Origin of the sequence: Azoarcus sp. CIB (genome assembly GCF_001190925.1) — a bacterium.
Taxonomy (GTDB): Bacteria; Pseudomonadota; Gammaproteobacteria; order Burkholderiales; family Rhodocyclaceae; genus Aromatoleum.
Genome location: NZ_CP011072.1, coordinates 4,463,657 through 4,485,929 on the forward strand (window position 1 = coordinate 4,463,657; position 22,273 = coordinate 4,485,929).

General features: G+C 63.8%; 29 protein-coding genes. 2 read left to right on the plus strand and 27 right to left on the minus strand.

Going from position 1 to position 22,273, the window contains the following annotated elements; translation table 11 throughout:
* Positions 1–7: 7 nt before the first annotated feature.
* From AzCIB_RS19995 to AzCIB_RS20020, 6 genes are all read right to left on the minus strand, one after another.
* Positions 8–1,027: a WD40/YVTN/BNR-like repeat-containing protein gene (locus tag AzCIB_RS19995; protein ID WP_050417505.1), complete on the minus strand. Its 1,020-nt coding sequence runs from the start codon at positions 1,025–1,027 to the stop codon at positions 8–10.
* Between the two features lie 194 nt (positions 1,028–1,221).
* Positions 1,222–1,728: an acetone carboxylase subunit gamma gene (locus AzCIB_RS20000; protein WP_050417506.1), complete on the minus strand. Its 507-nt coding sequence runs from the start codon at positions 1,726–1,728 to the stop codon at positions 1,222–1,224.
* A gap of 23 nt (positions 1,729–1,751) precedes the next feature.
* The gene (locus AzCIB_RS20005) at positions 1,752–4,076 is read right to left on the minus strand and encodes a hydantoinase B/oxoprolinase family protein (RefSeq protein WP_050417507.1); all 2,325 of its coding nucleotides are present in this window, start codon (positions 4,074–4,076) and stop codon (positions 1,752–1,754) included.
* A gap of 90 nt (positions 4,077–4,166) precedes the next feature.
* Positions 4,167–6,320: a hydantoinase/oxoprolinase family protein gene (locus AzCIB_RS20010; RefSeq protein ID WP_050417508.1), complete on the minus strand. Its 2,154-nt coding sequence runs from the start codon at positions 6,318–6,320 to the stop codon at positions 4,167–4,169.
* A gap of 444 nt (positions 6,321–6,764) precedes the next feature.
* On the minus strand, positions 6,765–7,259 hold the full coding sequence (ssb, locus tag AzCIB_RS20015; protein ID WP_050417509.1) for a single-stranded DNA-binding protein: 495 nt from the start codon (positions 7,257–7,259) through the stop codon (positions 6,765–6,767).
* A 24-nt stretch (positions 7,260–7,283) separates the two neighbouring features.
* Complete coding sequence (locus AzCIB_RS20020; protein ID WP_050418482.1) at positions 7,284–8,468, minus strand: MFS transporter; 1,185 nt, start codon at positions 8,466–8,468, stop codon at positions 7,284–7,286.
* 134 nt (positions 8,469–8,602) lie between these two features.
* Between AzCIB_RS20020 and uvrA the strand changes: the two genes are divergently transcribed.
* Positions 8,603–11,437 carry an excinuclease ABC subunit UvrA gene (gene uvrA / locus AzCIB_RS20025; RefSeq protein WP_050417510.1) on the plus strand — a complete coding sequence of 945 codons (2,835 nt, stop codon included), beginning with the start codon at positions 8,603–8,605 and terminating at the stop codon, positions 11,435–11,437.
* 112 nt (positions 11,438–11,549) lie between these two features.
* Positions 11,550–11,849 carry a hypothetical protein gene (locus tag AzCIB_RS20030; protein WP_050417511.1) on the plus strand — a complete coding sequence of 100 codons (300 nt, stop codon included), beginning with the start codon at positions 11,550–11,552 and terminating at the stop codon, positions 11,847–11,849.
* A 40-nt stretch (positions 11,850–11,889) separates the two neighbouring features.
* Here AzCIB_RS20030 and galE read toward each other — a convergent pair whose 3' ends face one another.
* The 21 genes from galE to rpmC form a co-directional block, all read right to left on the minus strand.
* Positions 11,890–12,909 carry a UDP-glucose 4-epimerase GalE gene (gene galE, locus AzCIB_RS20035; protein ID WP_050417512.1) on the minus strand — a complete coding sequence of 340 codons (1,020 nt, stop codon included), beginning with the start codon at positions 12,907–12,909 and terminating at the stop codon, positions 11,890–11,892.
* 104 nt (positions 12,910–13,013) lie between these two features.
* Positions 13,014–13,418, minus strand: a complete 405-nt coding sequence (rplQ, locus tag AzCIB_RS20040) for a 50S ribosomal protein L17 (protein ID WP_050417513.1) — start codon at positions 13,416–13,418, stop codon at positions 13,014–13,016.
* A gap of 27 nt (positions 13,419–13,445) precedes the next feature.
* Positions 13,446–14,426 carry a DNA-directed RNA polymerase subunit alpha gene (locus AzCIB_RS20045; RefSeq protein WP_050417514.1) on the minus strand — a complete coding sequence of 327 codons (981 nt, stop codon included), beginning with the start codon at positions 14,424–14,426 and terminating at the stop codon, positions 13,446–13,448.
* Positions 14,427–14,465: 39 nt separating this feature from the next.
* The gene (rpsD, locus tag AzCIB_RS20050; protein ID WP_018987843.1) at positions 14,466–15,095 is read right to left on the minus strand and encodes a 30S ribosomal protein S4; all 630 of its coding nucleotides are present in this window, start codon (positions 15,093–15,095) and stop codon (positions 14,466–14,468) included.
* A 14-nt stretch (positions 15,096–15,109) separates the two neighbouring features.
* The gene (gene rpsK / locus AzCIB_RS20055) at positions 15,110–15,499 is read right to left on the minus strand and encodes a 30S ribosomal protein S11 (RefSeq protein ID WP_011237995.1); all 390 of its coding nucleotides are present in this window, start codon (positions 15,497–15,499) and stop codon (positions 15,110–15,112) included.
* Between the two features lie 12 nt (positions 15,500–15,511).
* Positions 15,512–15,874: a 30S ribosomal protein S13 gene (gene rpsM / locus AzCIB_RS20060; RefSeq protein ID WP_050417515.1), complete on the minus strand. Its 363-nt coding sequence runs from the start codon at positions 15,872–15,874 to the stop codon at positions 15,512–15,514.
* Between the two features lie 53 nt (positions 15,875–15,927).
* A complete protein-coding gene (gene rpmJ, locus AzCIB_RS23920; RefSeq protein WP_076603157.1) occupies positions 15,928–16,041 on the minus strand; it encodes a 50S ribosomal protein L36 in 114 nt (37 codons plus the stop codon).
* A gap of 21 nt (positions 16,042–16,062) precedes the next feature.
* On the minus strand, positions 16,063–16,281 hold the full coding sequence (gene infA, locus AzCIB_RS20065) for a translation initiation factor IF-1 (RefSeq protein WP_050417516.1): 219 nt from the start codon (positions 16,279–16,281) through the stop codon (positions 16,063–16,065).
* A gap of 3 nt (positions 16,282–16,284) precedes the next feature.
* Complete coding sequence (secY, locus tag AzCIB_RS20070) at positions 16,285–17,610, minus strand: preprotein translocase subunit SecY (protein WP_050417517.1); 1,326 nt, start codon at positions 17,608–17,610, stop codon at positions 16,285–16,287.
* A 14-nt stretch (positions 17,611–17,624) separates the two neighbouring features.
* The gene (gene rplO / locus AzCIB_RS20075; protein WP_050417518.1) at positions 17,625–18,062 is read right to left on the minus strand and encodes a 50S ribosomal protein L15; all 438 of its coding nucleotides are present in this window, start codon (positions 18,060–18,062) and stop codon (positions 17,625–17,627) included.
* Position 18,063: 1 nt separating this feature from the next.
* A complete protein-coding gene (gene rpmD / locus AzCIB_RS20080; protein ID WP_050417519.1) occupies positions 18,064–18,246 on the minus strand; it encodes a 50S ribosomal protein L30 in 183 nt (60 codons plus the stop codon).
* A gap of 3 nt (positions 18,247–18,249) precedes the next feature.
* A complete protein-coding gene (rpsE, locus tag AzCIB_RS20085; RefSeq protein ID WP_050417520.1) occupies positions 18,250–18,774 on the minus strand; it encodes a 30S ribosomal protein S5 in 525 nt (174 codons plus the stop codon).
* A 12-nt stretch (positions 18,775–18,786) separates the two neighbouring features.
* Positions 18,787–19,140 (minus strand): 50S ribosomal protein L18, encoded by a 354-nt coding sequence (rplR, locus tag AzCIB_RS20090; RefSeq protein WP_050417521.1) that lies wholly within the window; start codon positions 19,138–19,140, stop codon positions 18,787–18,789.
* Positions 19,141–19,152: 12 nt separating this feature from the next.
* A complete protein-coding gene (gene rplF, locus AzCIB_RS20095) occupies positions 19,153–19,686 on the minus strand; it encodes a 50S ribosomal protein L6 (RefSeq protein ID WP_050417522.1) in 534 nt (177 codons plus the stop codon).
* Between the two features lie 9 nt (positions 19,687–19,695).
* Positions 19,696–20,091 (minus strand): 30S ribosomal protein S8, encoded by a 396-nt coding sequence (gene rpsH / locus AzCIB_RS20100; RefSeq protein ID WP_050417523.1) that lies wholly within the window; start codon positions 20,089–20,091, stop codon positions 19,696–19,698.
* Between the two features lie 12 nt (positions 20,092–20,103).
* Positions 20,104–20,409, minus strand: coding sequence for a 30S ribosomal protein S14 (gene rpsN, locus AzCIB_RS20105; protein WP_050417524.1), 306 nt, complete (start codon positions 20,407–20,409; stop codon positions 20,104–20,106).
* A 7-nt stretch (positions 20,410–20,416) separates the two neighbouring features.
* Positions 20,417–20,956 (minus strand): 50S ribosomal protein L5, encoded by a 540-nt coding sequence (gene rplE / locus AzCIB_RS20110; protein ID WP_050417525.1) that lies wholly within the window; start codon positions 20,954–20,956, stop codon positions 20,417–20,419.
* A 9-nt stretch (positions 20,957–20,965) separates the two neighbouring features.
* Positions 20,966–21,283 (minus strand): 50S ribosomal protein L24, encoded by a 318-nt coding sequence (gene rplX, locus AzCIB_RS20115; RefSeq protein ID WP_050417526.1) that lies wholly within the window; start codon positions 21,281–21,283, stop codon positions 20,966–20,968.
* A gap of 12 nt (positions 21,284–21,295) precedes the next feature.
* Positions 21,296–21,664: a 50S ribosomal protein L14 gene (gene rplN / locus AzCIB_RS20120; protein ID WP_050417527.1), complete on the minus strand. Its 369-nt coding sequence runs from the start codon at positions 21,662–21,664 to the stop codon at positions 21,296–21,298.
* Positions 21,665–21,812: 148 nt separating this feature from the next.
* Entirely contained in the window at positions 21,813–22,082 is a 270-nt protein-coding gene (gene rpsQ / locus AzCIB_RS20125) for a 30S ribosomal protein S17 (protein ID WP_050417528.1), read from the minus strand.
* Positions 22,079–22,273 carry a 50S ribosomal protein L29 gene (gene rpmC / locus AzCIB_RS20130; protein WP_050417529.1) on the minus strand — a complete coding sequence of 65 codons (195 nt, stop codon included), beginning with the start codon at positions 22,271–22,273 and terminating at the stop codon, positions 22,079–22,081. Before rpmC ends, rpsQ begins: the two co-directional genes overlap by 4 nt.

The following is a 22,273-nucleotide window of genomic DNA, read 5'->3' on the forward strand; positions in this document are numbered from 1 at the left end:
CGGCCCCTCACATGCGCTGGTGGCCGGCGACGCGCAGCGCGCCGTCGTCGAGCACGGCGAGGTTGCTGCCGGCGAGGAAGTAGCGCGAACCGGCGCGTGCGACCTGGGTGCGCCACGACACGTCGCCTTCCGCGACGCGACCGAGCTGCCATTGACCGCCGTCGGGCAGGGCGGTCGCCATCACGCCCTTGTCGCCCACCGCCAGCCAGCGGCCCTCGTCCCACACCACGCTGTAGAAGTGCTCGCGCGTGAAGGCCGGCACCTGCTGCCAGCTCGCACCGCCGTCGACCGTCACAAGCAGCGCGCCGGCCAGACCCGCGGCCACGCCGTGCTGCGCATCACGGAAAGCGACGCTCATCAGGCTGACCTTGTTCGGCATCTCGACGGTGTCCCAGGTCGCGCCGCCGTCGGCGCTCTTCATCAGCGCCCCGAACTCCCCCACCAGCCAGCCGGCGTCGCCGACGAAGGTGATGTCGTTCCATGCGCGGTCTTCTTCCGGAAGTACCCGCGTCCAGCTGGTGCCCCGGTCGTCGGAGCGCAGCAGTGCACCGAATTCGCCGACGGCCCAGGCCGCACCGTTGGCGATGCGCACGCGGAAAAGCTTGTTCGGATTGCTGCTCGCGGGGATCTCGGCGCGCGTCCAGGTGCGCCCCGCATCCGCGGTCACGACGACAACGCCGTTATTGCCGACCGCGATCGCGCCCTGTTCGTCCCACGCGGCGATGCCCTGCAGGTTCGCGTCCGTGCTCGACGCCTGGCGCGTCCAGGATTGGCCGCCGTCCTCGCTGCGTACGATCTTGCCGCCGGAGCCGACCGCCCACACGACACGGTCGTCCGGGGCGGCGACGCCGTAGAAGCTGTCGCGCCGCTCGATCGCCGGTGGTTCGACCTTCTGCACGACCGCCTCGGCCTTCACGAACAGCCCGGCGTACAGCAGGCCGCCGACGATGACCAGCGGTGCGGACGACGTCATCAACGTGACGACGCCGCGGGCGCCGCCTCCATATTTCCTCAATCGACGCAGCATCACTCTCTCCTCCACGCCGTCGCACGGCGCGTGACTTTCGTTTTTTTGCGTAGCCGAGTCCCTGCAGGGCGTTCGCCCCGCATGGGTGTCGGTTGATCCGGGAATTCCGTCGGGCCCGCGGAGGGCCCCGGCCGGTGCCCCGCAAAGGAGGCACCGGCCCGCAGGCGCCGGGCTTACCGCCCGGCGAGGACGGCTCAGGCCGCCTTTTCAGGGATGGGCATGCCGACCCATTCCTTGTAGAACGCTTCGATGTCCGGCTCGAAGTCGTGAATCACCGGGTACCACGGGGTCGGCGCCTCGACGTCGTGCATCGTCCCGCAGGTCGGGCAGTAGTACTCGCGGTACACCTGCCACTGCGTATCCGGCGCCATCAGCTTGGGATACACCTCGGTCATCGCCTCCTCGGTGTCGCGCACGTAGATCGCCGCGTTGAGCTTCCAGTTCTCACGGTAGTCGCCGAACTCGTGGCCGCAGTCGCACATCGTGACCCACTGCTTGGTCTTCGCGGACTGCACGATGTAGAGGTGCGGCCCCAGCGGCAGCACGATCTTGTCGGGGAAGGTGACCTTGGCCTGCAGCGCCTTCAGGTACTGCTCGAAGCGGCTGTTGTCCTTGGGCATCGACAGCATGCGGAAGGTGGTTTCCCAGTCGAGCGAGCCTTCGACGAGGTGGGCGACCTGTTCATTGGTGTAGGTAGACATTTTCCAGCTCCTGGATTCGGTGATTACTCTTCGACCTGGACGACGGTGGTGACGTCGGGCAGGAGGGACAGGTCCATGCGGTGCTTCGAGCCGTAGGTCGGCACGCCGAGCTCGGTCTCCAGCAGCTGCCAGCTTTCCGGCAGGCTCCAGAAGGCTTTGAACTCGTTCGTGAACTTCTCCGACAGTGCGAAGCTGGTCGCGAACATGTGCTGCACCTGGACGGCCGCGTGCTTGTTGATGATCCGTTCGCGCTCCTCCTTCATCCACTCGCGCGTCGGCAGGGCGCGGGCGAGCCGCTCCTTGCGCATTTCGGCACGACGGGCGGCGGTCTTCACCGCATCCACCACGAACGCACCCTTCGCGTCCTGCGTGAAGACCGCGCCATAGACCTTCTGCGCGTACTCCGGCAGCAGGAACTTCTGGTTGAGGTCGTTCTCGATCGCCTTCGGCTCGCGATCGATCGGGTCCCCGAAGCCGGGCCCGCCGCGCAGGTAGTTCAGGTACAGGTCGTGGTTGTCGTAGCAGTCCTCGGTCGTCATGCACTGCTTGTCGCGCTTGACCACGGCCGTCGCGTCGATGTGACGCTCGTAGTCGGGACGCGTCGGATCGAGGTCACCGCCCAGGGGCAACGAGTCACCGATCGCGATGCGCTGCTCCAGACCCGTCTTGTGAGCTTCGAAGCGATAACCGGTCGCCGACGGGTAGCCGCCCATCATTCCCCAGTCGCTGTTCATGAAGCCGTTGCCCATGAAGAACATCGTCCAGTCCTGGGCGTTCCACACCATGCGCAGCGTCTCGAAGCCGCAGCCCCCCCGATACTTGCCGTAGCCGCCGGAGTTGGCCTTCACGTTGCGACCGAGATACAGGAGCGGCTCGGCCATCTCCCAGATCTCGATGTCGCCCATGTCGCCTTCCGGGTTCCAGATCGCCGCCGCGTGGTTCAGGCCGTCCTTCACCGCGCACGCGCCGGTGCCGCAGCTCGAGGCTTCGAAGCTGTTCACCGCGTGGATCTCGCCGTCCTGGTTGATGCCGCCGCCCTGCAGCCAGTTCGAGGTGTTGGCGTTGCCGGCGTTGACCTCTTCCAGATAGCCGCGGCTGAAGTAGGACTGCGAGAGACCGCGCCACAGCGCCGCCCAGCCGGAGACCAGGAAGTGCCAGGCATAGGCGTGACCGGTGCGGCGGTCGTCCGGGTTGCACCAGGTGCCCTTGGGCAGGCGGAACTCGGTCGCGTAGTACGCGCCGTCGTTGATGCGCTGCGTCGGCACCAGGGTCTGGCACATCATCACCCAGATGCCGGACGTGAAGGCCACCTGGTGGGCGTTGAAGGTATGCCAGCCCCAGCGGCTGGCGCCCTCGAAGTCCAGCCTCCACTTGCCGTCCGGCTTGATCGTCATCTCGCAGGGCGAGTGCATGATCGAGTCGAGCTTGGCGAAGGCGTTCGACACCTGCACGTCCTCGTGCTTGAAGGGCACGTCGACGAACGAGACCTTGCGGTACTTGCCCGGCAGGGTCATCGCCTTGATGCGGCTCATCAGGCCGCGGCGGCCTTCCTCGATGACTTCGTAGGCGAACTTCTCGTAGGCCTCGATGCCGTCGGCGCGGATCACCTCTTCCACCAGCTCGCGGATCATGTGGCAGCCCGCGATGCGGGTCTTCTCGTCGAGGATCCAGTACTTCGGCGTGCGCACCGAGCGCTGCGACTCGTGCAGCCAGTCGCGCAGCGGCTCGTCGTTCACCCCGGTCTTGCGGCAGGTGATCATGTAGCCGTCGCCGAAGCGCTGCGTCTGGCCGGTGGACATCGAGCCCGGCGTCACTGCGCCGGTGTCGATCACGTGGGTGACGCCGCCGACCCAGCCGATCAGGCGCCCGTCCCAGAAGATCGGGACGATGGTCGCGATGTCGCACGGGTGCACGTTGCCGATCGCGCAGTCGTTGGTCGTGAACATGTCACCGGGATTGATGCCGGGGTTGCCCTCCCAGTTGTTCTCGATCATGTACTTGATCGCCGCGCCCATCGTCCCGACGTGGATGATGATGCCGGTCGAGGTCAGCACGCAGTCGCCCGCGGCGTTGTACAGCGTGAAGCACAGTTCGCCTTCCTGCTCCACGATCGGGCTCGCGGCAATCTTCTTGGCCGTCTCGCGGGCATGCACCAGGCCGCCGCGCAGCTTGGAGAACAGCTTCTCGTAGCCGATCGGGTCGCTGTCGCGGAATTCCAGCTTCTCCTGGCCGTTGTAGTAGCCAGTCGCCTTGGTGCGCTCGATGATGCCGTCGCGGAACTGCTTCAGCGTCTGGCCGTTCTTCAGCAGGTCGGCGAGGCCGACTTCCTTGTTGCTCAACATATTCATGATGGGTCTCCTCGATGATGGTTGGCCCCCGGGACGGCTCCAGTCCCGCCCCTGCGCGGGGCGCCGGTCGTCCCGGTACGGCCCGGACGGCTACCGGACTTCTTTGAGGTGGAACAGGCGGTGCTTGTCGACCGTGGTCTCGAAGCCGTCGGGCACGACGAAAGTCGTGGCATCCGATTCGATGATCGCGGGCCCGACGATGTGGTTGCCGGCCTTGAGCGATTCCATCTTCCACAGCGCGGCCTCGACCCAGCGCTTGTGGCGGTAGAACGGACGGGTGCCGAGATAGGCTTCCTTGGGCGGGATCGGGCCGCAATCCACGTCTTCCGGCAGCACCGGCTTCTGCGTCACGACCATGCCGCGCAGGATCGCGCCCGTCACCGAGAACCCGAGTTCGGGCGACCGTGCCGAGTTGGCATAGACGCGCCCGTAGGTGTTCTCGAAGGCCTCGATGATCTGGTTCCAGTCGGCCGCCGTCGCTGCGGTCGACACCGGCGACACGATTTCCAGGTCGTTCAGCTGCCCCATGTACTGCATCTTGTAGCCGGGGATCAGCAGCACGTCTTCCGGCTTGTAGCCGTTGATGACGAACTCGTCGATGACCTTCACTGCCAGCTCTTCCCACGCGTCCTGCAGGCTCGCGCAGGCCGCCGCCTTGTCCGCATCGCTTGCGAACTGGGCGACGCCGAGGTCGACCGACTTGTCGTAGCGGTACTCGAAGTCGGCGCACGCGCAGCCGAAAGCCGAGAAGCCGGCGGCCCACGCGGGCACGACCACGTCCTTGAAGCCGACCCCTTCGGTGTAGCCGTAGGTATGCACCGGACCGGCGCCCCCGTACGAGAAGCACGTGAACTCGGCCGGGTTGTAGCCCTTCGCGCTGATGTTGGCGCGCAGGTACTCGGACAGCGTCAGGTCGAGCAGCTCGATCACGCCGGCCGCCGCATCCTCGACCGACAGTCCCAGCGGATCGGCGATCTGCGCCTTGATATGGTCACGTGCGCGCTGCACGTCGAGCTTGATCGCGCCGCCGAGGAAGTTGTTCGGGTTGAGGTAGCCCAGCACCACGTGGCAGTCGGACACCGACACCGTGTCGAGTCCGCTTTCCGGCCAGCAGGTGCCGACGCGGTAGCCGGCGCTGTCGGGACCGAGCTTGATCGACTTGCTGTACGGGTCCAGACGCACGAAGCTGCCCGCGCCCGCGCCCACCGAGTCCATCGCCACCAGCGGCAGCGACAGCACCAGGCGCGCCATGTCCGGATCCGACTTGATCGCGAAGCTGCCCTTGGTGATCAGCGCGACGTCGAACGAGGTGCCGCCGATGTCCGAGCACGCGATGTTCTCGTCCCCCAGGTACTCGCCCAGCAGTTTCGAGCCGATCACGCCCCCGATCGGGCCGGAGACGATGGTGCGTGCCAGTTCCTTCGCCTTCCACGAGATCGTGCCGCCGTGCGTCGCCATCACGCGCAAATCGAACTTCGCGCCGTGCTTCTTGAAACGGTCGCTGACCTTCTTCAGCGTCTGACGCGACGGTTCCGCGCCATAGGCCTCCAGGATCGTCGTGTTCATGCGGTGGCTTTCCTTGCGCGACGGGTAGTAATCCACCGACGCGAACACCGGGATGTCCACCTTCAACTTCTGCAGCTCGTCCTTGACGAGGTCACGCGCCCGCTGCTCGCTCGTTTCATTCTTGTGCGACTGCAGCAGGCAGATCACGATCGCCTGCGATCCGGCTTCGACCAATTCGCGGGTGGCCTGACGCACCTCGTCCTCGCGCAGCGGAATCACGATCCGGCCCTGCACGTCGGTGCGCTCGGCGACGCCGCGGGTGCGCGACACCGGCACCAGCGGCTCGTCGTAGCGATGGGTGTTCAGGTGGATGCGGTCTTCCAGCGCGTAGCCGAGATAGCTCTGCAGCGCGCGCCCCATCGAATGGATCTGCTCGAAGCCGCGGTTGCAGATCAGGCCCACGTCCAGGCCCTTGCGCATCAGGATGCGGTTCAGCATCGCGGTGCCGGAATACACGCAGGTGACGAGTTCGGGATAAACGTCATCAACTTCCCGGCCCCAGTGGGCCAGCGCGTCCACCGAGGAGTTGTAGATCGCGAGCGACTCATCGCCCGGGTTGCTCTGTGCCTTGCCGACGACGAAGCGGCCGTCTTCCCGCACGAAGAAGGTATCGGTCATCGTGCCGCCGGCATCGATGCCCATCACCTGTACTTGTGATGCTGCCTGTTGGACTTCCATGTTTGTCTCCATCATCTCCTGGATTGTCGAGTCGCCGATGCTGCCGGCCCCCGCAAGACCTATTGCAGCGGACGTGCCAGATTTCGGCCGCTGCAACGCACCAGACCGATGAGCCCGGGAATGGCGGAGAAGCGCCGCGCGCCTCGTGCACCGCAACAGGAAACGCTGCGCGGGGCGTACGACCAGAAAATGGATGACCGTCCGGAAGTCGAACGGACGCACCGGTCACCGCTCGGGGCGTCCGGACGATGCGAACAGAAAGAAACGGGACAAACGGGAAGAGGCGGAGACCGTCCGTGTCAGCACGGACGGCATGGAGCGCACCGCGAGGGCGCGTAACCGGGCGGAGCACGAAGCCCCAAGTGCCGTTGCGTACGGCACAAACGAAAATGCGAAGCCACAAGGGCTTCGCATTCGTTGTTTACAACAGGAAAGATTTCTTCGTCAGAACGGGATGTCGTCGTCGAAGTCCCCGAACCCGCCGCCACCGCCCGACTGGCCCGGCGCCTTCTGCGCCGGCGCCTGCTGCGGAGCCTGGCGCGCAGGCGCCGCGGCCGGGGCATCGTAGCCACCGCCCATCGGCGCATCTCCACCGCCGCCGCCCTGGCGCGAACCCAGCATCTTCATCTCGTCGCCGCGGATCTCGGTCGTGTAGCGGTCCTGGCCGTCCTTGTCCTGCCACTTGCGCGTCTGCAGGCGCCCTTCGACGTAGAGCTGGCTGCCCTTGCGCAGGTACTGCGCCGCGATCTCGGCCAGACGGCCGAAGAACACCACGCGGTGCCACTCGGTCGCTTCCTTGCGCTCGCCGGTCGCCTTGTCCTTCCACGTCTCGGTGGTCGCCACGGTGATGTTGCAGATCGCGTCGCCGCTCGGCGCATAGCGGGTTTCCGGATCGCGGCCCAGATTGCCGATCAGGATGACTTTGTTCAACGAAGCCATGAGGTTCTCCTCGGATGTTTCAGGTTAGTGCGCCGCCGACGCCGGCGTTACGCGGCGGGCGGGCGGATTCATTGAGGCTGCGAGCAGCAGCCAGATCACGGCGAGCACGCCGCACACGAGGTTCACGGCGCCCGTGCCGAAGTGTTCGGCCAGCCAGCCCCCCAGCATACCGCCGAGGAACAGCCCGGCCGACTGCAGCGTGTTGTACAGACCGAGCGCCGTGCCTTTCGCATGCGCCGGCGCCACCTTGGAGATCCAGGACGGCAGGATTGCCTCGAGCACGTTGAAGGCGACAAAGAACAGCGTCAGCCACAGGCCCAGCGTCACGACACTCTGGCCGAAAGCGAAGAGCCCCGCCTGCACGACCACCAGCAGCGCAACCGCAGCGCCGAACACCAGCTTCATGCGATTGTGCCGCTCGGCCGCGATAACCGCCGGCACCATCACCGCGAATGACAGCACGACGGCAGGCAGATAGACCTTCCAGTGCTCGGGCAACGGCAGGTTCGCCCCGCTCACCAGCGCAGCCGGCACCATCACCCACATCGCCGTCTGGATCAGGTGCAGCACGAACACGCCGACGTTCAGGCGCATCAGCTGGCCGTCCCGGAACACCTCGCCGAAAAGCCCGGTCGGTGCACGCGGCACTGGCGGCGCAGCCGGCACGACATACAGCACCACGCCGATCGCCGCAGCCGCGAGCACGGCCGTCAGCCAGAAGATCCCGCTCATGCCGATCGCATTATACAGAAGCGGCGCCGCGACCATCGACAGCGCGAACACCAGTCCGATGCTCGAACCGATCATCGCCATCACCTTGGTGCGATGCTGGTCGCGCGTCAGGTCCGCCGCGAGCGCCGTCACCGCCGCCGAGATCGCCCCCGCGCCCTGCAGCGCACGCCCCGCGATCACCGTCCCGATATCGCTGGCCAGCGCCGCAACGGCGCTCCCGATCAGGAACAGCACCAATCCGAACACGATCACCGGCTTGCGCCCGAATCGATCCGACGCCGCGCCGAAGGCCATCTGCAGGAAGGCCTGTGTCAGCCCGTAGGCGCCGATCGCCAGCCCCACCAGGGTCAGGTTGTCACCCCCGGGGATCGTGTGCGCGTGCACCGAGAACACCGGCAGGATCAGGAACAGTCCGAGCATGCGCAGCGCGAAGATCGCGGCAAGGCTCGCGCCAGCCCGGCGTTCTGCGGGGGTCATCGGATCGTGCTCGGGTCGGGCCATCGGTCTCGGGGCGGGAACAAAACGGCGATTCTAGCACCCGCCGCGCGCCGGTTTGGCTTGCGTCGGCGTTCTCTCGTATAGTGGCACGTTACCCTTCGTCAGCCCGCCCCATGGACGAAATCCGCATTCGCGGCGCCCGCACCCACAATCTCAAGAACGTCAGCCTCGAGTTGCCGCGCAACCGGCTCACCGTGATCACCGGATTGTCCGGCTCCGGCAAATCCTCGCTGGCCTTCGACACGCTCTACGCCGAAGGCCAGCGCCGCTACGTCGAATCGCTGTCGGCCTACGCGCGCCAGTTCCTGCAACTGATGGAAAAGCCCGACGTCGACCTCATCGAGGGCCTGTCGCCCGCGATCTCGATCGAGCAGAAAGCCACCAGCCACAATCCGCGTTCGACGGTCGGCACGATCACCGAAATCCACGACTACCTGCGCCTGCTCTTTGCGCGCGCCGGCACCCCGCATTGCCCCGACCACCCCGAGCGCCCGCTCGAGGCGCAGACCGTCTCCCAGATGGTCGACCACGTCCTCGCGCTGCCCGAAGACACGCGCCTGATGATCCTCGCGCCCGTCGTCGCCTACCGCAAGGGCGAACAGAGCGACCTCTTCGCCGACCTGCGCGCGCAAGGCTTCGTGCGCGTGCGCGTCGACGGCCGGATCGCCGAACTCGACGCGATGCCCGCGCTCGAAAAGGGCCGCCGTCACACCGTTGAAGTCGTCATCGACCGCCTCAAGGTGCGCGCCGACCAGCGCGGCCGCATCGCCGAATCCTTCGAGACCGCGCTCACCCACGCCGACGGCCGCGCCGTTGCGCTCGAGATGGACACCGGCACCGAGCACCTCTTCTCCGCTCGCTTCGCCTGTCCCGTCTGCAGCTACGCGCTTGCCGAACTCGAGCCCCGCCTGTTCTCGTTCAACAACCCGGCCGGCGCCTGCCCCAAATGCGACGGACTCGGCCAGGTCGAATTCTTCGATCCCGCACGCGTCGTCGCCCACCCCGAACTCTCGCTCGCCGCCGGCGCGATCCGCGGCTGGGACCGCCGCAACCAGTTCTACTTCCAGATGCTCGCAAGCCTCGCCGACCATTACGGCTTCGACATCGACACCCCCTTCGGCGAATTGTCCGACGAGGTCCGACAGGTCGTCCTGCACGGCTCCGGCCGCCACAAGATCGCCTTCCGCTACCTCTCCGACAACGGACGCATGGTCGCGAAGGAGCACCCCTTCGAAGGCATCGTCCCCAACCTCGAGCGCCGCTTCCGCGAGACCGACTCCACCGCCGTGCGCGAGGAACTCACCAAGCTGCGCGCGACCCAGGCCTGCCCGAGCTGCCACGGCACCCGCCTGCGCACCGAGGCGCGCAACGTCCTCATCGGCGACCGCTCGCTGCACGAAATCAGCCGCATGCCGCTGGGCGAAAGCAAGGCCTTCTTCGACGGACTCGCGCTCACCGGCCACCGCGGCCTCGTCGCGGCCAAGATCGTCAAGGAAATCTCCGACCGCCTCAGCTTCCTGATCAACGTCGGCCTCGACTACCTCTCGCTCGACCGCTCCGCCGACACCCTCTCCGGCGGCGAAGCGCAGCGCATCCGCCTCGCCAGCCAGATCGGCTCCGGCCTCACCGGCGTCATGTACGTCCTCGACGAACCCTCGATCGGCCTGCACCAGCGCGACAACGACCGCCTCCTCGGCACGCTGCGCCAGCTGCGCGACCTGGGCAACACCGTGATCGTCGTCGAGCACGACGAGGACGCGATCCGCTGCGCCGACTACGTCGTGGACATGGGCCCCGGCGCGGGCGTGCACGGCGGCGAAATCGTCGCGCGCGGCACGCCCGCCGACATCGTCGCGAGCGAGGCATCGCTCACCGGCGCCTACCTCGCCGGCCGCTACACCATTCCCGTGCCGGCACGACGCTCCGCCCCCGACCCGGAGCGCCACCTGCTGCTTCTAGGCTGCACCGGCAACAATCTCAAGAACGTCGAACTCACGCTCCCGGTCGGTCTCCTCACCTGCATCACCGGCGTGTCGGGCTCGGGCAAGTCGACGCTCATCAACGACACACTGTACGCCCTCGCCGCCAAGCACCTCTATGGCTCTACGACCGAGCCCGCCCCGTTCTCGGCCGTGCACGGCCTCGACCACTTCGACAAGGTCATCAACGTCGACCAGAGCCCCATCGGCCGCACCCCACGCTCAAACCCCGCGACCTACACCGGGATGCTGACACCGGTCCGCGAACTCTTCGCCGGCGTCCCCGAGGCGCGCGCCCGCGGCTACGGCCCCGGCCGCTTCTCCTTCAACGTCAAGGGCGGGCGCTGCGAAGCCTGTCAGGGCGATGGCCTGATCAAGGTGGAAATGCACTTCCTGCCCGACATGTACGTCCCCTGCGACGTGTGCCACAGCAAGCGCTACAACCGCGAAACGCTGGAAATCCGCTACAAGGGCAGGACCATCTACGAAGTCCTCGACATGACCGTCGAAAACGCCCTCGAATTTTTCCGCGCGGTCCCCACCGTCGCGCGCAAGCTCGAAACGCTGATGGACGTCGGCCTCGGCTATATCCGCCTGGGCCAGAGCGCAACCACGCTCTCCGGCGGCGAAGCCCAGCGCGTGAAGCTCGCGCTGGAGCTATCCAAACGCGACACCGGCCGCACCCTCTACATCCTCGATGAACCCACTACCGGCCTGCACTTCCGCGACATCGAACTCCTGCTCGGCGTACTCCACCGCCTGCGCGACCACGGCAACACCATCGTCGTCATCGAGCACAACCTCGACGTCATCAAGACCGCCGACTGGCTCATCGACCTCGGCCCCGAAGGCGGCGACCGCGGCGGCCGCATCCTGTGCAGCGGCCCACCCGAACTCATCGCCGCGCATCCCGACAGCCACACCGGCCGCTACCTGAAACGCATGCTCACGCCTGCCACGCGCGGGTAATGCAGAAAAATGCAGGCAATCGCGCTTACAATTTGAAGCGGACCACCTTCGAGTATTCCGGACAATACGGCGGCCAGCGCACAGCACCGCCTACAGAATTCAGGAGAACCTCATGCCCGAAGTCCCGAGCGACGTACAGAGCGTCTTCCTCGATCGCATCGAGCGCCGCGTCAAGATCCTCAAGACCCTGCTGGAGGCCGGCCTGGGCGTCTATCAGGCCACCGAGGAACAACAGCGCAAGCGTGCCATCGAGCAGGTCGTGCGCATGACGGCCCGCTCGAGCGAGCTACCCCAGCTCAGACCCGAAACCCTCGCGAAGGCCCATGAAATTGTCGCGGGCCACCTGGACGCGATGCAGAAGGTCCTTCCGCACGACGTCCAGTACCGCAACCGCGTGCGCAAGTCGTGGTGATTGCCGGCTGCGCCCCGCCTGCGGCGCGCAGCCGAAGCCTTCAACCCGGATAACCGTCCGGGTTCTGCGACTGCCACCGCCACGCATCGCGGCACATCGCATCCAGATCGAACTGCGGCTGCCACCCCAGCACCTTGTGCGCCAGGCCCGCGTCCGCCCAGCACGCCGCCACGTCCCCCGGCCGGCGCGCAACGATACGGTAGGGCACCTCCCGCCCCGAGGCGCGCTCGAACGCCCGGGCAACCTCCAGCACGCTGTACCCGCGTCCGGTTCCAAGATTCACACACGTCACGCCGGGCAGGCCGTCCATGCGCTCGACTGCTGCAACGTGCCCGGCGGCGAGATCGACTACATGGATATAGTCCCGGACCCCCGTCCCGTCGGGAGTCGCATAATCCCCGCCGAACACCTGCAGCTCCTTCAGCTTCCCGACCGCCACCTGGCTCACGTACGGCATGAGATTGTTCGGAATCCCGTTCGGATCCTCACCGATCAATCCGCTGGCATGCGCCCCGACCGGATTGAAATAGCGCAGCAAGGCGACATTCCAGCGCGCATCGGCGGCAACGAGGTCGCGCAGTACCTCCTCGCACATCAGCTTCGTACGCCCGTACGGATTCGTCGCCGCGGTCGGAAAATCCTCGCGGATCGGCACGCACGCCGGATCGCCGTACACCGTCGCCGACGAGCTGAACACCACGCGCCGCACGTCGGCCGCGTCCATCGCCTTGAGGAGCGAGAAAAGCCCGCCAATATTGTTCTCGTAGTACGCCAGCGGCTTAGCTACGGACTCGCCCACGGCCTTCAGCGCCGCGAAATGGATCACCGCATCGACGCGATGCTCGGCAAACACCTGCATCAACACCGACACATCGCGAACGTCGCCGCGATAGAACCAGCGCAGCTTTCTGCCAGCAATTTCCTCGACCCGCTCGAGCGCCGCTGGCTTGCTGTTGCACAGATTGTCCACCACGACCACATCGTGCCCCGCTTCCAGCAGGGCCACGCAGGTATGTGAACCGATGTAACCCGCCCCGCCCGTCACGAGTACCGTACTCAAGGCTCCACCTCCGTATCACCCTTCAATCGAACTCGCCCAAGCCGCAAAAAAAATGGGCCGCAAAACGGCCCATTTTCGATGACACTCGGTCGCGAAGCGACTTCTTACGCGGCTGCAGCTTCCTGCACGTCCGCAGCCACTTCACCCTCGGCCGGACGATCCAGCAGTTCGACCAGCGCCATCGGCGCGTTGTCGCCGTCGCGGAAACCGAACTTCAGAATACGCAGGTAGCCGCCATTGCGAGCAGCGAAGCGCGGGCCCAGCTCGTCGAACAGTTTCACGACCATGTCGCGGTCGCGCAGGCGGTTGAACGCCAAGCGACGGTTCGAAAGGCTGGGCTTCTTGCCCAGGGTGATCAGCGGCTCCACCACACGGCGCAATTCCTTGGCCTTGGGCAGGGTCGTCTTGATGACTTCGTGACGCAGCAGCGAATTGGCCATGTTGCGGAACATCGCCTGGCGATGCGCGCTGGTACGGTTAAGCTTGCGAAGACCGTTGCGGTGACGCATTTCTATTCCTCACTCAACTGCGCCGACTCAACCGAGCTTCTCAAGCCCGGCCGGCGGCCAGTTTTCCAGTTTCATGCCGAGCGTAAGCCCACGCGAGGCCAACACTTCCTTGATTTCGTTCAGCGACTTGCGGCCGAGGTTCGGGGTCTTCAGCAGCTCGGTTTCCGTACGCTGGATCAGATCGCCGATGTAGTAGATGTTCTCGGCCTTCAGGCAGTTGGCCGACCGCACGGTCAGCTCGAGGTCATCAACCGGACGCAGCAGCACCGGATCGATCACCTGCGTCGTGGCCACTTCCGCGACCGGCGCCGTACCTTCCAGATCCGCGAACACCGACAGCTGATCCATCAGCACGCGCGCGGCGTAACGGATAGCCTCTTCGGGGTCGACCGCGCCGTTGGTCTCGATATCGATCACCAGGCGATCAAGATCGGTACGCTGCTCGACACGAGCACTCTCGACCAGATAGCTCACCCGGCGCACCGGGCTGAACGACGCGTCCAGCACGACATGACCGATGCTCTTGCTCTCGCCGGCGACCGGACGCACATTACCCGGCACGTAACCGCGACCTTCCTCGACCTTGATCTGCATGTCGAGCTTGCCGCCAGGAGCCAGGTGCGCGATAACGTGATCTGGGTTGATGATCTCGACGTCGTGACCAGCCTCGATGTCGCGCGCGGTGACGACACCGTCACCCGACTTCGACAGGCGCAGCGTGGCCTCACCGCGGTTGTGCAGCTTCAGCACAACGCCCTTCAGGTTCAGCAACAGGTCGACGATGTCCTCGCGCACCCCGTCCAGAGTCGAGTACTCGTGCAGCACGCCCTCAATCGAGACTTCCGTCGGCGCATAGCCCGGCAGCGAGGAAAGGAGGATGCGCCGCAGCGCATTCCCCAGGGTATGACCGAAACCACGCTCGAACGGCTCCATCGTCACGCGCGCCTGAACGGGCGACACGGACTGGACGTCGATGATGCGGGGTTTCAGCAGTGAATTGCTTTGCATCAGCAGTTCCTCGGATCTTTGAGTCTTCAGGCGAGCCCGTTAGCGGGAGTACAGTTCGACGACGAGACCTTCGTTGATCGTCGGCGGCAGCTCGGAACGCTGCGGGTACGCCTTGAACACGCCCTTGCCAGCCTTGGCATCGACTTCCAGCCACTCCGGGAAACCACGCGCAGCAGCGGCTTCAAGCGCGGCCTTGACGCGAAGCTGTCCGCGTGCCCCCTCGGTGAGCTCGACGGTCTCGCCCGGACGTACGACGTACGACGGGATGTTGACGCGCTTGCCATTCACGAGAATGCCGTTGTGACGGACCAGCTGGCGGGACTCAGCGCGCGAACCGCCAAAACCCATCCGGTAAACCACGGAATCGAGGCGACCTTCGAGCAACTGCAGCAGGTTCTCGCCGGTCTGACCGCGACGGCGGTCTGCCTCGGCGTACACCTTGCGGAACTGCGCCTCGAGGACGCCATACAGACGGCGGATCTTCTGCTTTTCACGCAGCTGAACGCCATAACCGGACAGACGCTGTCCGGAACGCTGGCCATGCTGACCAGGAGCATACGAGCGGCGCTCGATCGCGCACTTGTCGGTGAAGCACTTCTCGGCCTTCAGGAACAGCTTCTCGCCTTCGCGACGGCACTGACGGCACTTGGGATCCAGATTACGAGCCACGTTTCAACTCCTTGTCAGATACGACGCTTTTTCGGCGGACGGCAGCCGTTGTGCGGAATCGGCGTGATGTCGGTAATGCTGGAGATCTTCATACCCAGCGCGTTCAGGGCGCGAACAGCGGATTCGCGGCCCGGACCGGGCCCCTTGATGCGCACTTCCAGGTTCTTGACGCCGCATTCCTGCGCGGCCTTGCCTGCGGCTTCAGCGGCAACCTGGGCGGCAAACGGCGTGCTCTTGCGCGAACCCTTGAAGCCCGCACCGCCCGACGTTGCCCACGACAGGGCATTGCCCTGACGATCGGTAATCGTAATGATCGTGTTATTGAAGCTCGCATGAACGTGCGCGATACCCTCGGCAACGTTCTTTTTGACCTTCTTGCGAACTTTCGCAGCAGTTTTAGCCATTATCAGTCCTTATCACTTCTTTCCGGCGATCGCCTTGCGCGGTCCCTTGCGGGTGCGGGCGTTAGTCCGGGTCCTCTGACCGCGCAGCGGAAGGCCGCGACGGTGACGGACACCACGATAGCAGCCCAAATCCATCAGGCGCTTGATATTCATCGTCACTTCACGGCGAAGATCGCCCTCGACGATAAACTTGCCGACCTCGTCACGCAGGCGCTCCATATCCGACTCGGTGAGATCCTTCACCTTGACGGAACGCGCGACGTTGGCGGAATCACAGATATTCTGAGCACGCGAACGGCCAATTCCATAGATGGCGGTCAGCGCAATCTCGGCATGCTTGTGATTGGGAATGTTTACCCCAGCAATACGGGCCATTCGATTACCCCAAAAAGCTAAACATTAAATGTTAATCCCTGAGCGCCCGAAGATCAACCCTGACGCTGTTTATGCCGCGGATCCGCGCAGATGACGCGGACAACACCCTTGCGGCGAACGATCTTGCAATTGCGGCAGAGCCGCTTAACCGATGCCTGAACTCTCATTTCCTTGCTCCTGTTTCTTGATTACTTGGTCCGGAAGACGATCCGGGCCTTGGTCAGGTCATAGGGCGTCAACTGCACGGTGACCTTGTCACCAGGAAGAATGCGGATGTAGTGCATACGCATCTTCCCGGATATATACCCGAGGACCATGTGTCCGTTTTCGAGCCGGACGCGAAACGTTGCGTTAGGGAGGTTCTCGGCAACCTCCCCCTGCATCTCGATAACGTCTTCCTTCGCCATAACTTACCGGATCGGAAGGCCCGCCCCCTTGAAGTTCGCCTTCTTCAGCAGACTCTCGTACTGATGAGACATAACGTAAGCCTGAACCTGCGCCATGAAGTCCATCGTCACCACCACGATGATCAGTAGCGACGTCCCGCCGAAGTAGAACGGAACATTCCACTTCAGGATCAGAAACTCGGGCAGCAGGCATACCAGCGTGATATACACCGCCCCCACCAACGTCAGTCGCGTCAAGATCTTGTCGATGTAGCGCGCCGTCTGGTCGCCCGGCCGAATACCTGGCACGAACGCCCCGCTCTTCTTCAGGTTATCCGCGGTCTCCCGTGCATTGAACACGAGCGCGGTGTAGAAGAAACAGAAGAACACGATCGCCACTGCGTAGAGCATCACGTAGACCGGCTGCCCGGGCGCGAGCTTCGCCGAAAGATCCCGCAGCCAGATCATGCTCTCCGACGAACCGAACCACTGACCCAGCGTCGCGGGAAAAAGGATGATGCTCGACGCGAAAATCGGTGGAATTACGCCGGCCATGTTCAGCTTCAGCGGCAGATGCGAACTCTGGCCGCCGTAGATCTTGTTACCGACCTGGCGCTTTGCGTAGTTCACCAAGATCTTGCGCTGGCCGCGCTCGACGAACACCACGAACGCCGTGACGAGCGCCACCAGCACGCAGATCAGCAGCGCCGTGAAGGGATGCATCGCACCCGTGCGCACGAGCTCGAACAGACCGGCGATCGAGCTCGGCAGCCCCGCCGCAATGCCGGCGAAGATGATGAGAGAGATACCGTTGCCCAACCCGCGTTCGGTGATCTGCTCACCGAGCCACATCAGGAACATCGTGCCCGTCACGAGCGTCGCCACCGTCACGAAACGGAAGGTGAGCCCCGGATCCAGCACCAGCCCGGCCTGCCCTTCGAGCGCAATTGCGATGCCGAGGGACTGAGCCAACGCCAGAATCAGCGTGCCGGCACGCGTGTACTGCGTGATCTTGCGCCGACCGGCCTCACCCTCCTTCTTCAGGGCTTCTAGCGACGGTACCGCCACAGTCATCAACTGCATGATGATCGATGCCGAGATGTACGGCATGATCCCGAGCGCAAAGATAGTGAAGCGCGACAGCGCACCACCCGAGAACAGGTTGAAGACGCCGAGAATTCCCCCCGACTGCGACTGGAACAACTCCGCCAGCCGACTGGGATCGATTCCGGGCACAGGGATGTGCGCACCGATCCGATAGACGATCAGAGCACCGACCAGGAACAACAGTCGGCGCTTCAGATCGCCAAAACGACCGGGCGTTCCCAAGGTGGCAGCGGGATTGGCCACAGCTGGATTCCCGCTTACTCGGTGACGACCGAACCGCCGGCCGCCTGAATGGCCGCGAGCGCGCCCTTCGTAGCACCGACGCCGCGCAACGTGACCTTACGGCCGATGCTGCCGGACAGAACCACCTTCGCCGAAAGCGCATCAGCAGCTATCACGCCGGCCTGCTTCAGCACGAGTAGATCGACCTCATCAACCGGCAGCTTATCCAGTTCCGAGAGACGAACTTCGGCGTTGCGCGATCCGGTCAGCGAGACGAAGCCACGCTTCGGCAGACGGCGCTGAAGCGGCATCTGACCGCCTTCGAAACCGACCTTGTGGAATCCGCCGGCACGTGACTTTTGCCCCTTGTGACCGCGGCCGCAGGTTTTACCCAGGCCACTGCCGATGCCGCGTCCGACGCGCCTGGCGGCTGACTTCGAACCGGCTGCGGGTTTAATCGTATTCAGACGCATCTCAACCCTCACACTTCAGCAGGTAGGACACCTTATTCACCATGCCGCGAACTTCAGGCGTGTCCTGAAGTTCGACGGTATGGTTCAGGCGACGCAAGCCGAGCCCGCGCACCGTAGCACGGTGCGACTGCTTGGTACCGATCACGCTCTTGACCAGCGTAACCTTGATCGTTTTCTCGGCCATGGCTTACCCCAGAATTTCTTCGACGCTCTTGCCACGCTTCGCGGCGATCTCCGCCGGCGTGTTGACCGCCAGGAGACCGTTCAGCGTTGCACGCACGACGTTGTACGGATTCGACGAACCGAGGCACTTGCAGGTCACGTCGGTCACACCCATGACTTCGAAAACCGCGCGCATCGGGCCGCCGGCAATGATTCCGGTACCGCTGGGTGCCGGCTGCATCAGGACCGACGCAGCGCCATGCTTGCCGACCACCGAATGCTGCAGCGTACCGCTCTTCAGCGAGACCTTGACCATCTTGCGGCGCGCCTCGTCCATAGCCTTCTGCACGGCGACGGGCACTTCGCGGGACTTGCCTTTACCCATGCCGATGCCGCCATCGCCATCGCCAACCACCGTCAGCGCCGCAAAACCGAGGATACGACCGCCCTTCACGACCTTGGTCACGCGGTTGATGGCGACCATCTTCTCGCGCAGGCCGTCGTCACGCTCCTCGGAAGCCTGCGGACGCTTGCTTTGTTGCTTAGCCATACGATTCCTCGCTTAGAACTTGAGACCGCCTTCGCGGGCGGCCTCGGCCAGCGCCTGGACGCGACCGTGATACTGGAAGCCGGCGCGATCGAACGCGACGGACTCGATACCCGCGGCCTTCGCACGCTCGGCGATCAGCTTGCCGACGATCACGGCAGCAGCCTTATTGCCGCCGTGCGACAGTTGCGAACGCACGTCCGCCTCGACCGTTGAGGCAGCCGCGAGCACACGCGCACCGGAACCATCGATGATCTGGGCGTAGATATGGGAATTGGAACGGAACACAGTCAGACGAACCGCCTTCAGTTCCGCGATTTTGGCTCGGGTTTTACGAGCACGACGCAGACGAACCACTTTCTTGTTCATATCGAACCGCCCTTACTTCTTCTTGGTTTCCTTGAGCACGACCACCTCGTCCGCGTAGCGGACGCCCTTGCCCTTGTAAGGCTCAGGAGCGCGGTATGCACGCACTTCGGCAGCGACCTGCCCGACTTGCTGCTTGTCGATGCCCTTGATGACGATTTCCGTCTGCGTCGGGGTTTCCACCTTCACACCGGCCGGCATCTGGTGCACGACAGGATGCGAAAAACCGAGCGTCAGATTCAGCTTGTCGCCCTGCGCCTGCGCACGATAACCGACGCCCACGAGGTTCAGCTTGCGCTCGAAACCCTTCGTCACGCCGGTGACCATGTTATTCACCAGCGCGCGCACGGTACCCGACATCGCACGGCCATTCGCAGCACCGGCAACGGCGGCGAACACGAGCGCATCGCCTTCGCGCTGCACCGAGACAGCGTTGCCGATGTACTGCTTGGCGGTACCCAGCGGCCCCTTGACGGAAACCTCGCCAGCCGCGACGTTCACATCGACGCCCTGGGGGATTGCCACCGGATTCTTAGCTACACGAGACATGAGACCCCCTTAAGCGACGTAACAGATGACTTCGCCGCCCACGCGCCCGGCACGTGCCGCACGGTCGGTCATGACGCCACGCGGCGTCGACACGATCGCAACACCAAGACCGTTCATGACACGCGGCAGATCGTCACTGCCCTTGTAGACACGCAGACCGGGACGGCTGACACGCTCGATGCGCTCGATGACAGGACGACCGGCGTAGTACTTCAACTCCACGTCGAGCTGGGCCTTGCCCTCGGCATCACGCACTGCATAGCCGTCGATGTAACCTTCATCCTGCAGGACCTTGGCAATCGCAACCTTCAGCTTCGAGCTGGGCATTGACACGCTCTGCTTTTGAGCCTGCTGACCATTGCGGATGCGGGTCAGCATATCGGCGATCGGATCGGACATACTCATTCGATAATCTCCTTACCAGCTCGCCTTGGTCATACCCGGAACTTCGCCGCGGAACGCGAGATCGCGCAGCTTGTTGCGGCACAGCCCGAATTTGCGGAACACGCCGCGCGGACGACCCGTCAGGGCGCAGCGATTGCGCTCGCGAACGGGGCTTGCGTTGCGGGGAAGCTGCTGCAGCTTCAGACGAGCAGCCATGCGCTCTTCTTCAGGCAACTTGAAATCGTTGATCTGAGCGATCAGCGCGGCACGCTTCGCGGCGAATTTCGCCACCAGCTTGCGACGCTTCTCTTCTCGATTGATCAGAGCCAGTTTTGCCATAACACCCTCAATTCTTGAACGGGAACTTGAACGCCGCGAGCAGAGCGCGAGCTTCCTGATCGGTCTTGGCCGTCGTCGTGATGCTGATATTCATACCCCGCAGAGCATCGATCTTGTCGTACTCGATCTCGGGAAAAATGATCTGCTCTTTGACGCCCAGGTTGTAGTTGCCGCGACCGTCGAAGCCCTTGCCGGCGATACCGCGAAAATCGCGAATGCGCGGCATGGCGATCGTCACCAGACGATCGAGGAATTCGAACATCTTCTCGCCACGCAAGGTCACCATGCAGCCGATCGGATAACCGTCACGAATCTTGAAACCCGCGATCGACTTGCGCGCCTTGGTCACCACCGGCTTCTGACCCGCGATCTTCTGCATGTCGCCAACAGCATGATCGAGAATCTTCTTGTCACCAACCGCCTCGCCGACACCCATGTTCAGCGTGATCTTCGTAACACGAGGCACTTCCATCACGGACTTGTACCCGAACTGCTTCAGCAGATCGAGAGCAATCGTTTCCTTGTAGTACTGCTGCAAGCGCGCCATCACCACTCCTTACGCGTTCACCAGTTCGCCATTCGACTTGAAGAAGCGCACCTTGCGACCATCCTCAAGCACACGAATACCCACGCGATCACCCTTCTGAGTGGCGGAGTTGAACAGCGCAACGTTCGAAACGTGCAGCGGCATCTCCTTCTCAACGATGCCACCCACTTCCCCCTTGAGCGGATTCGGACGCACATGCTTCTTCGCACGATTCACACCCTCAACCACCAGATGATCCTCGTCGACACGACGCAGCACGACACCGCGACGACCACGGTCCTTGCCCGTCAGGACAACAACCTCATCACCCTTGCGGATCTTGTTCATCTCGATAACTCCTTAGAGCACTTCAGGCGCCAGCGAGACGATCTTCATGAACCGCTCGGTACGCAGCTCGCGCGTCACCGGCCCGAAGATACGCGTGCCGATCGGCTCGAGCTTATTATTCAGCAGGACGGCCGCATTGCCATCGAACCTTACCAACGAACCGTCCGGACGACGCACGCCCTTCGCGGTACGCACCACCACGGCACTGTAGATATCGCCCTTCTTGACGCGACCCCTCGGTGCTGCATCCTTCACGGTCACCTTGATGATGTCGCCGATGCCAGCATAGCGACGCTTCGAACCACCAAGGACCTTGATGCACATCACCGAACGCGCGCCAGTATTGTCGGCGACATCCAGAATGGACTGCATTTGAATCATGAATTTATCTCCAACTTGCCCCGCTACAGCGGTCAGTCTTGGAACCCGTACGGGTAGGGAGCCCCGAAGAGCGAAAAGCAAAGAAAGAAAATTATAACAGCTTGGCAGTCACCTGCCAAGCTGTCCACAGCAGTAGCCCGTACTCTGCTTAGATTACGCTTACCTTCTCGAGTACCTTCGCGACGCGCCAGGACTTGGTCTTGGAAATCGGACGGCACTCCTCGATCTCAACCAAATCGCCGGCGGCAGCGATGCCGCCCTCGACGTGCGCATGATACTTCGCCGAACGCGTAATCACTTTTCCGTACAGTTCGTGCTTGACGCGACGCTCAACCAACACGGTAACCGTGTTCTGCATCTTGTCGCTGACTACACGGCCGACGAGGGCGCGACGCACCTTTTCGATTTGTTCGCTCATTTCTGCCCTGCCTTTTCACGCAGAACGGTACGCACACGCGCGATGTCGTGGCGAACCTTTCCGAGTTGGCTTGTGTTGCCGAGCTGCTGCGTCGCAAGCTGCATACGCAGCGAGAACTGCGCCTTCAGCAACTCGAGCAATTCCTGATTCAATTCACCGGCGCTTTTCGCGCGGAGTTCACTCGCTTTCAT

Coding starts and splice junctions, on each gene's coding strand:
- AzCIB_RS19995 (WP_050417505.1), bottom strand. CDS start 1,027: ATGCTGCGTCGATTGAGGAAATATGGAGGCGGCGCCCGCGGCGTCGTC.
- AzCIB_RS20000 (WP_050417506.1), bottom strand. CDS start 1,728: ATGTCTACCTACACCAATGAACAGGTCGCCCACCTCGTCGAAGGCTCG.
- AzCIB_RS20005 (WP_050417507.1), bottom strand. CDS start 4,076: ATGAATATGTTGAGCAACAAGGAAGTCGGCCTCGCCGACCTGCTGAAG.
- AzCIB_RS20010 (WP_050417508.1), bottom strand. CDS start 6,320: ATGGAAGTCCAACAGGCAGCATCACAAGTACAGGTGATGGGCATCGAT.
- ssb (WP_050417509.1), bottom strand. CDS start 7,259: ATGGCTTCGTTGAACAAAGTCATCCTGATCGGCAATCTGGGCCGCGAT.
- AzCIB_RS20020 (WP_050418482.1), bottom strand. CDS start 8,468: ATGACCCCCGCAGAACGCCGGGCTGGCGCGAGCCTTGCCGCGATCTTC.
- uvrA (WP_050417510.1), top strand. CDS start 8,603: ATGGACGAAATCCGCATTCGCGGCGCCCGCACCCACAATCTCAAGAAC.
- AzCIB_RS20030 (WP_050417511.1), top strand. CDS start 11,550: ATGCCCGAAGTCCCGAGCGACGTACAGAGCGTCTTCCTCGATCGCATC.
- rplQ (WP_050417513.1), bottom strand. CDS start 13,418: ATGCGTCACCGCAACGGTCTTCGCAAGCTTAACCGTACCAGCGCGCAT.
- AzCIB_RS20045 (WP_050417514.1), bottom strand. CDS start 14,426: ATGCAAAGCAATTCACTGCTGAAACCCCGCATCATCGACGTCCAGTCC.
- rpsK (WP_011237995.1), bottom strand. CDS start 15,499: ATGGCTAAAACTGCTGCGAAAGTTCGCAAGAAGGTCAAAAAGAACGTT.
- rpsM (WP_050417515.1), bottom strand. CDS start 15,874: ATGGCCCGTATTGCTGGGGTAAACATTCCCAATCACAAGCATGCCGAG.
- rpmJ (WP_076603157.1), bottom strand. CDS start 16,041: ATGAGAGTTCAGGCATCGGTTAAGCGGCTCTGCCGCAATTGCAAGATC.
- infA (WP_050417516.1), bottom strand. CDS start 16,281: ATGGCGAAGGAAGACGTTATCGAGATGCAGGGGGAGGTTGCCGAGAAC.
- rplO (WP_050417518.1), bottom strand. CDS start 18,062: ATGCGTCTGAATACGATTAAACCCGCAGCCGGTTCGAAGTCAGCCGCC.
- rpmD (WP_050417519.1), bottom strand. CDS start 18,246: ATGGCCGAGAAAACGATCAAGGTTACGCTGGTCAAGAGCGTGATCGGT.
- rpsE (WP_050417520.1), bottom strand. CDS start 18,774: ATGGCTAAGCAACAAAGCAAGCGTCCGCAGGCTTCCGAGGAGCGTGAC.
- rplR (WP_050417521.1), bottom strand. CDS start 19,140: ATGAACAAGAAAGTGGTTCGTCTGCGTCGTGCTCGTAAAACCCGAGCC.
- rplF (WP_050417522.1), bottom strand. CDS start 19,686: ATGTCTCGTGTAGCTAAGAATCCGGTGGCAATCCCCCAGGGCGTCGAT.
- rpsH (WP_050417523.1), bottom strand. CDS start 20,091: ATGAGTATGTCCGATCCGATCGCCGATATGCTGACCCGCATCCGCAAT.
- rpsN (WP_050417524.1), bottom strand. CDS start 20,409: ATGGCAAAACTGGCTCTGATCAATCGAGAAGAGAAGCGTCGCAAGCTG.
- rplE (WP_050417525.1), bottom strand. CDS start 20,956: ATGGCGCGCTTGCAGCAGTACTACAAGGAAACGATTGCTCTCGATCTG.
- rplX (WP_050417526.1), bottom strand. CDS start 21,283: ATGAACAAGATCCGCAAGGGTGATGAGGTTGTTGTCCTGACGGGCAAG.
- rplN (WP_050417527.1), bottom strand. CDS start 21,664: ATGATTCAAATGCAGTCCATTCTGGATGTCGCCGACAATACTGGCGCG.
- rpsQ (WP_050417528.1), bottom strand. CDS start 22,082: ATGAGCGAACAAATCGAAAAGGTGCGTCGCGCCCTCGTCGGCCGTGTA.
- rpmC (WP_050417529.1), bottom strand. CDS start 22,273: ATGAAAGCGAGTGAACTCCGCGCGAAAAGCGCCGGTGAATTGAATCAG.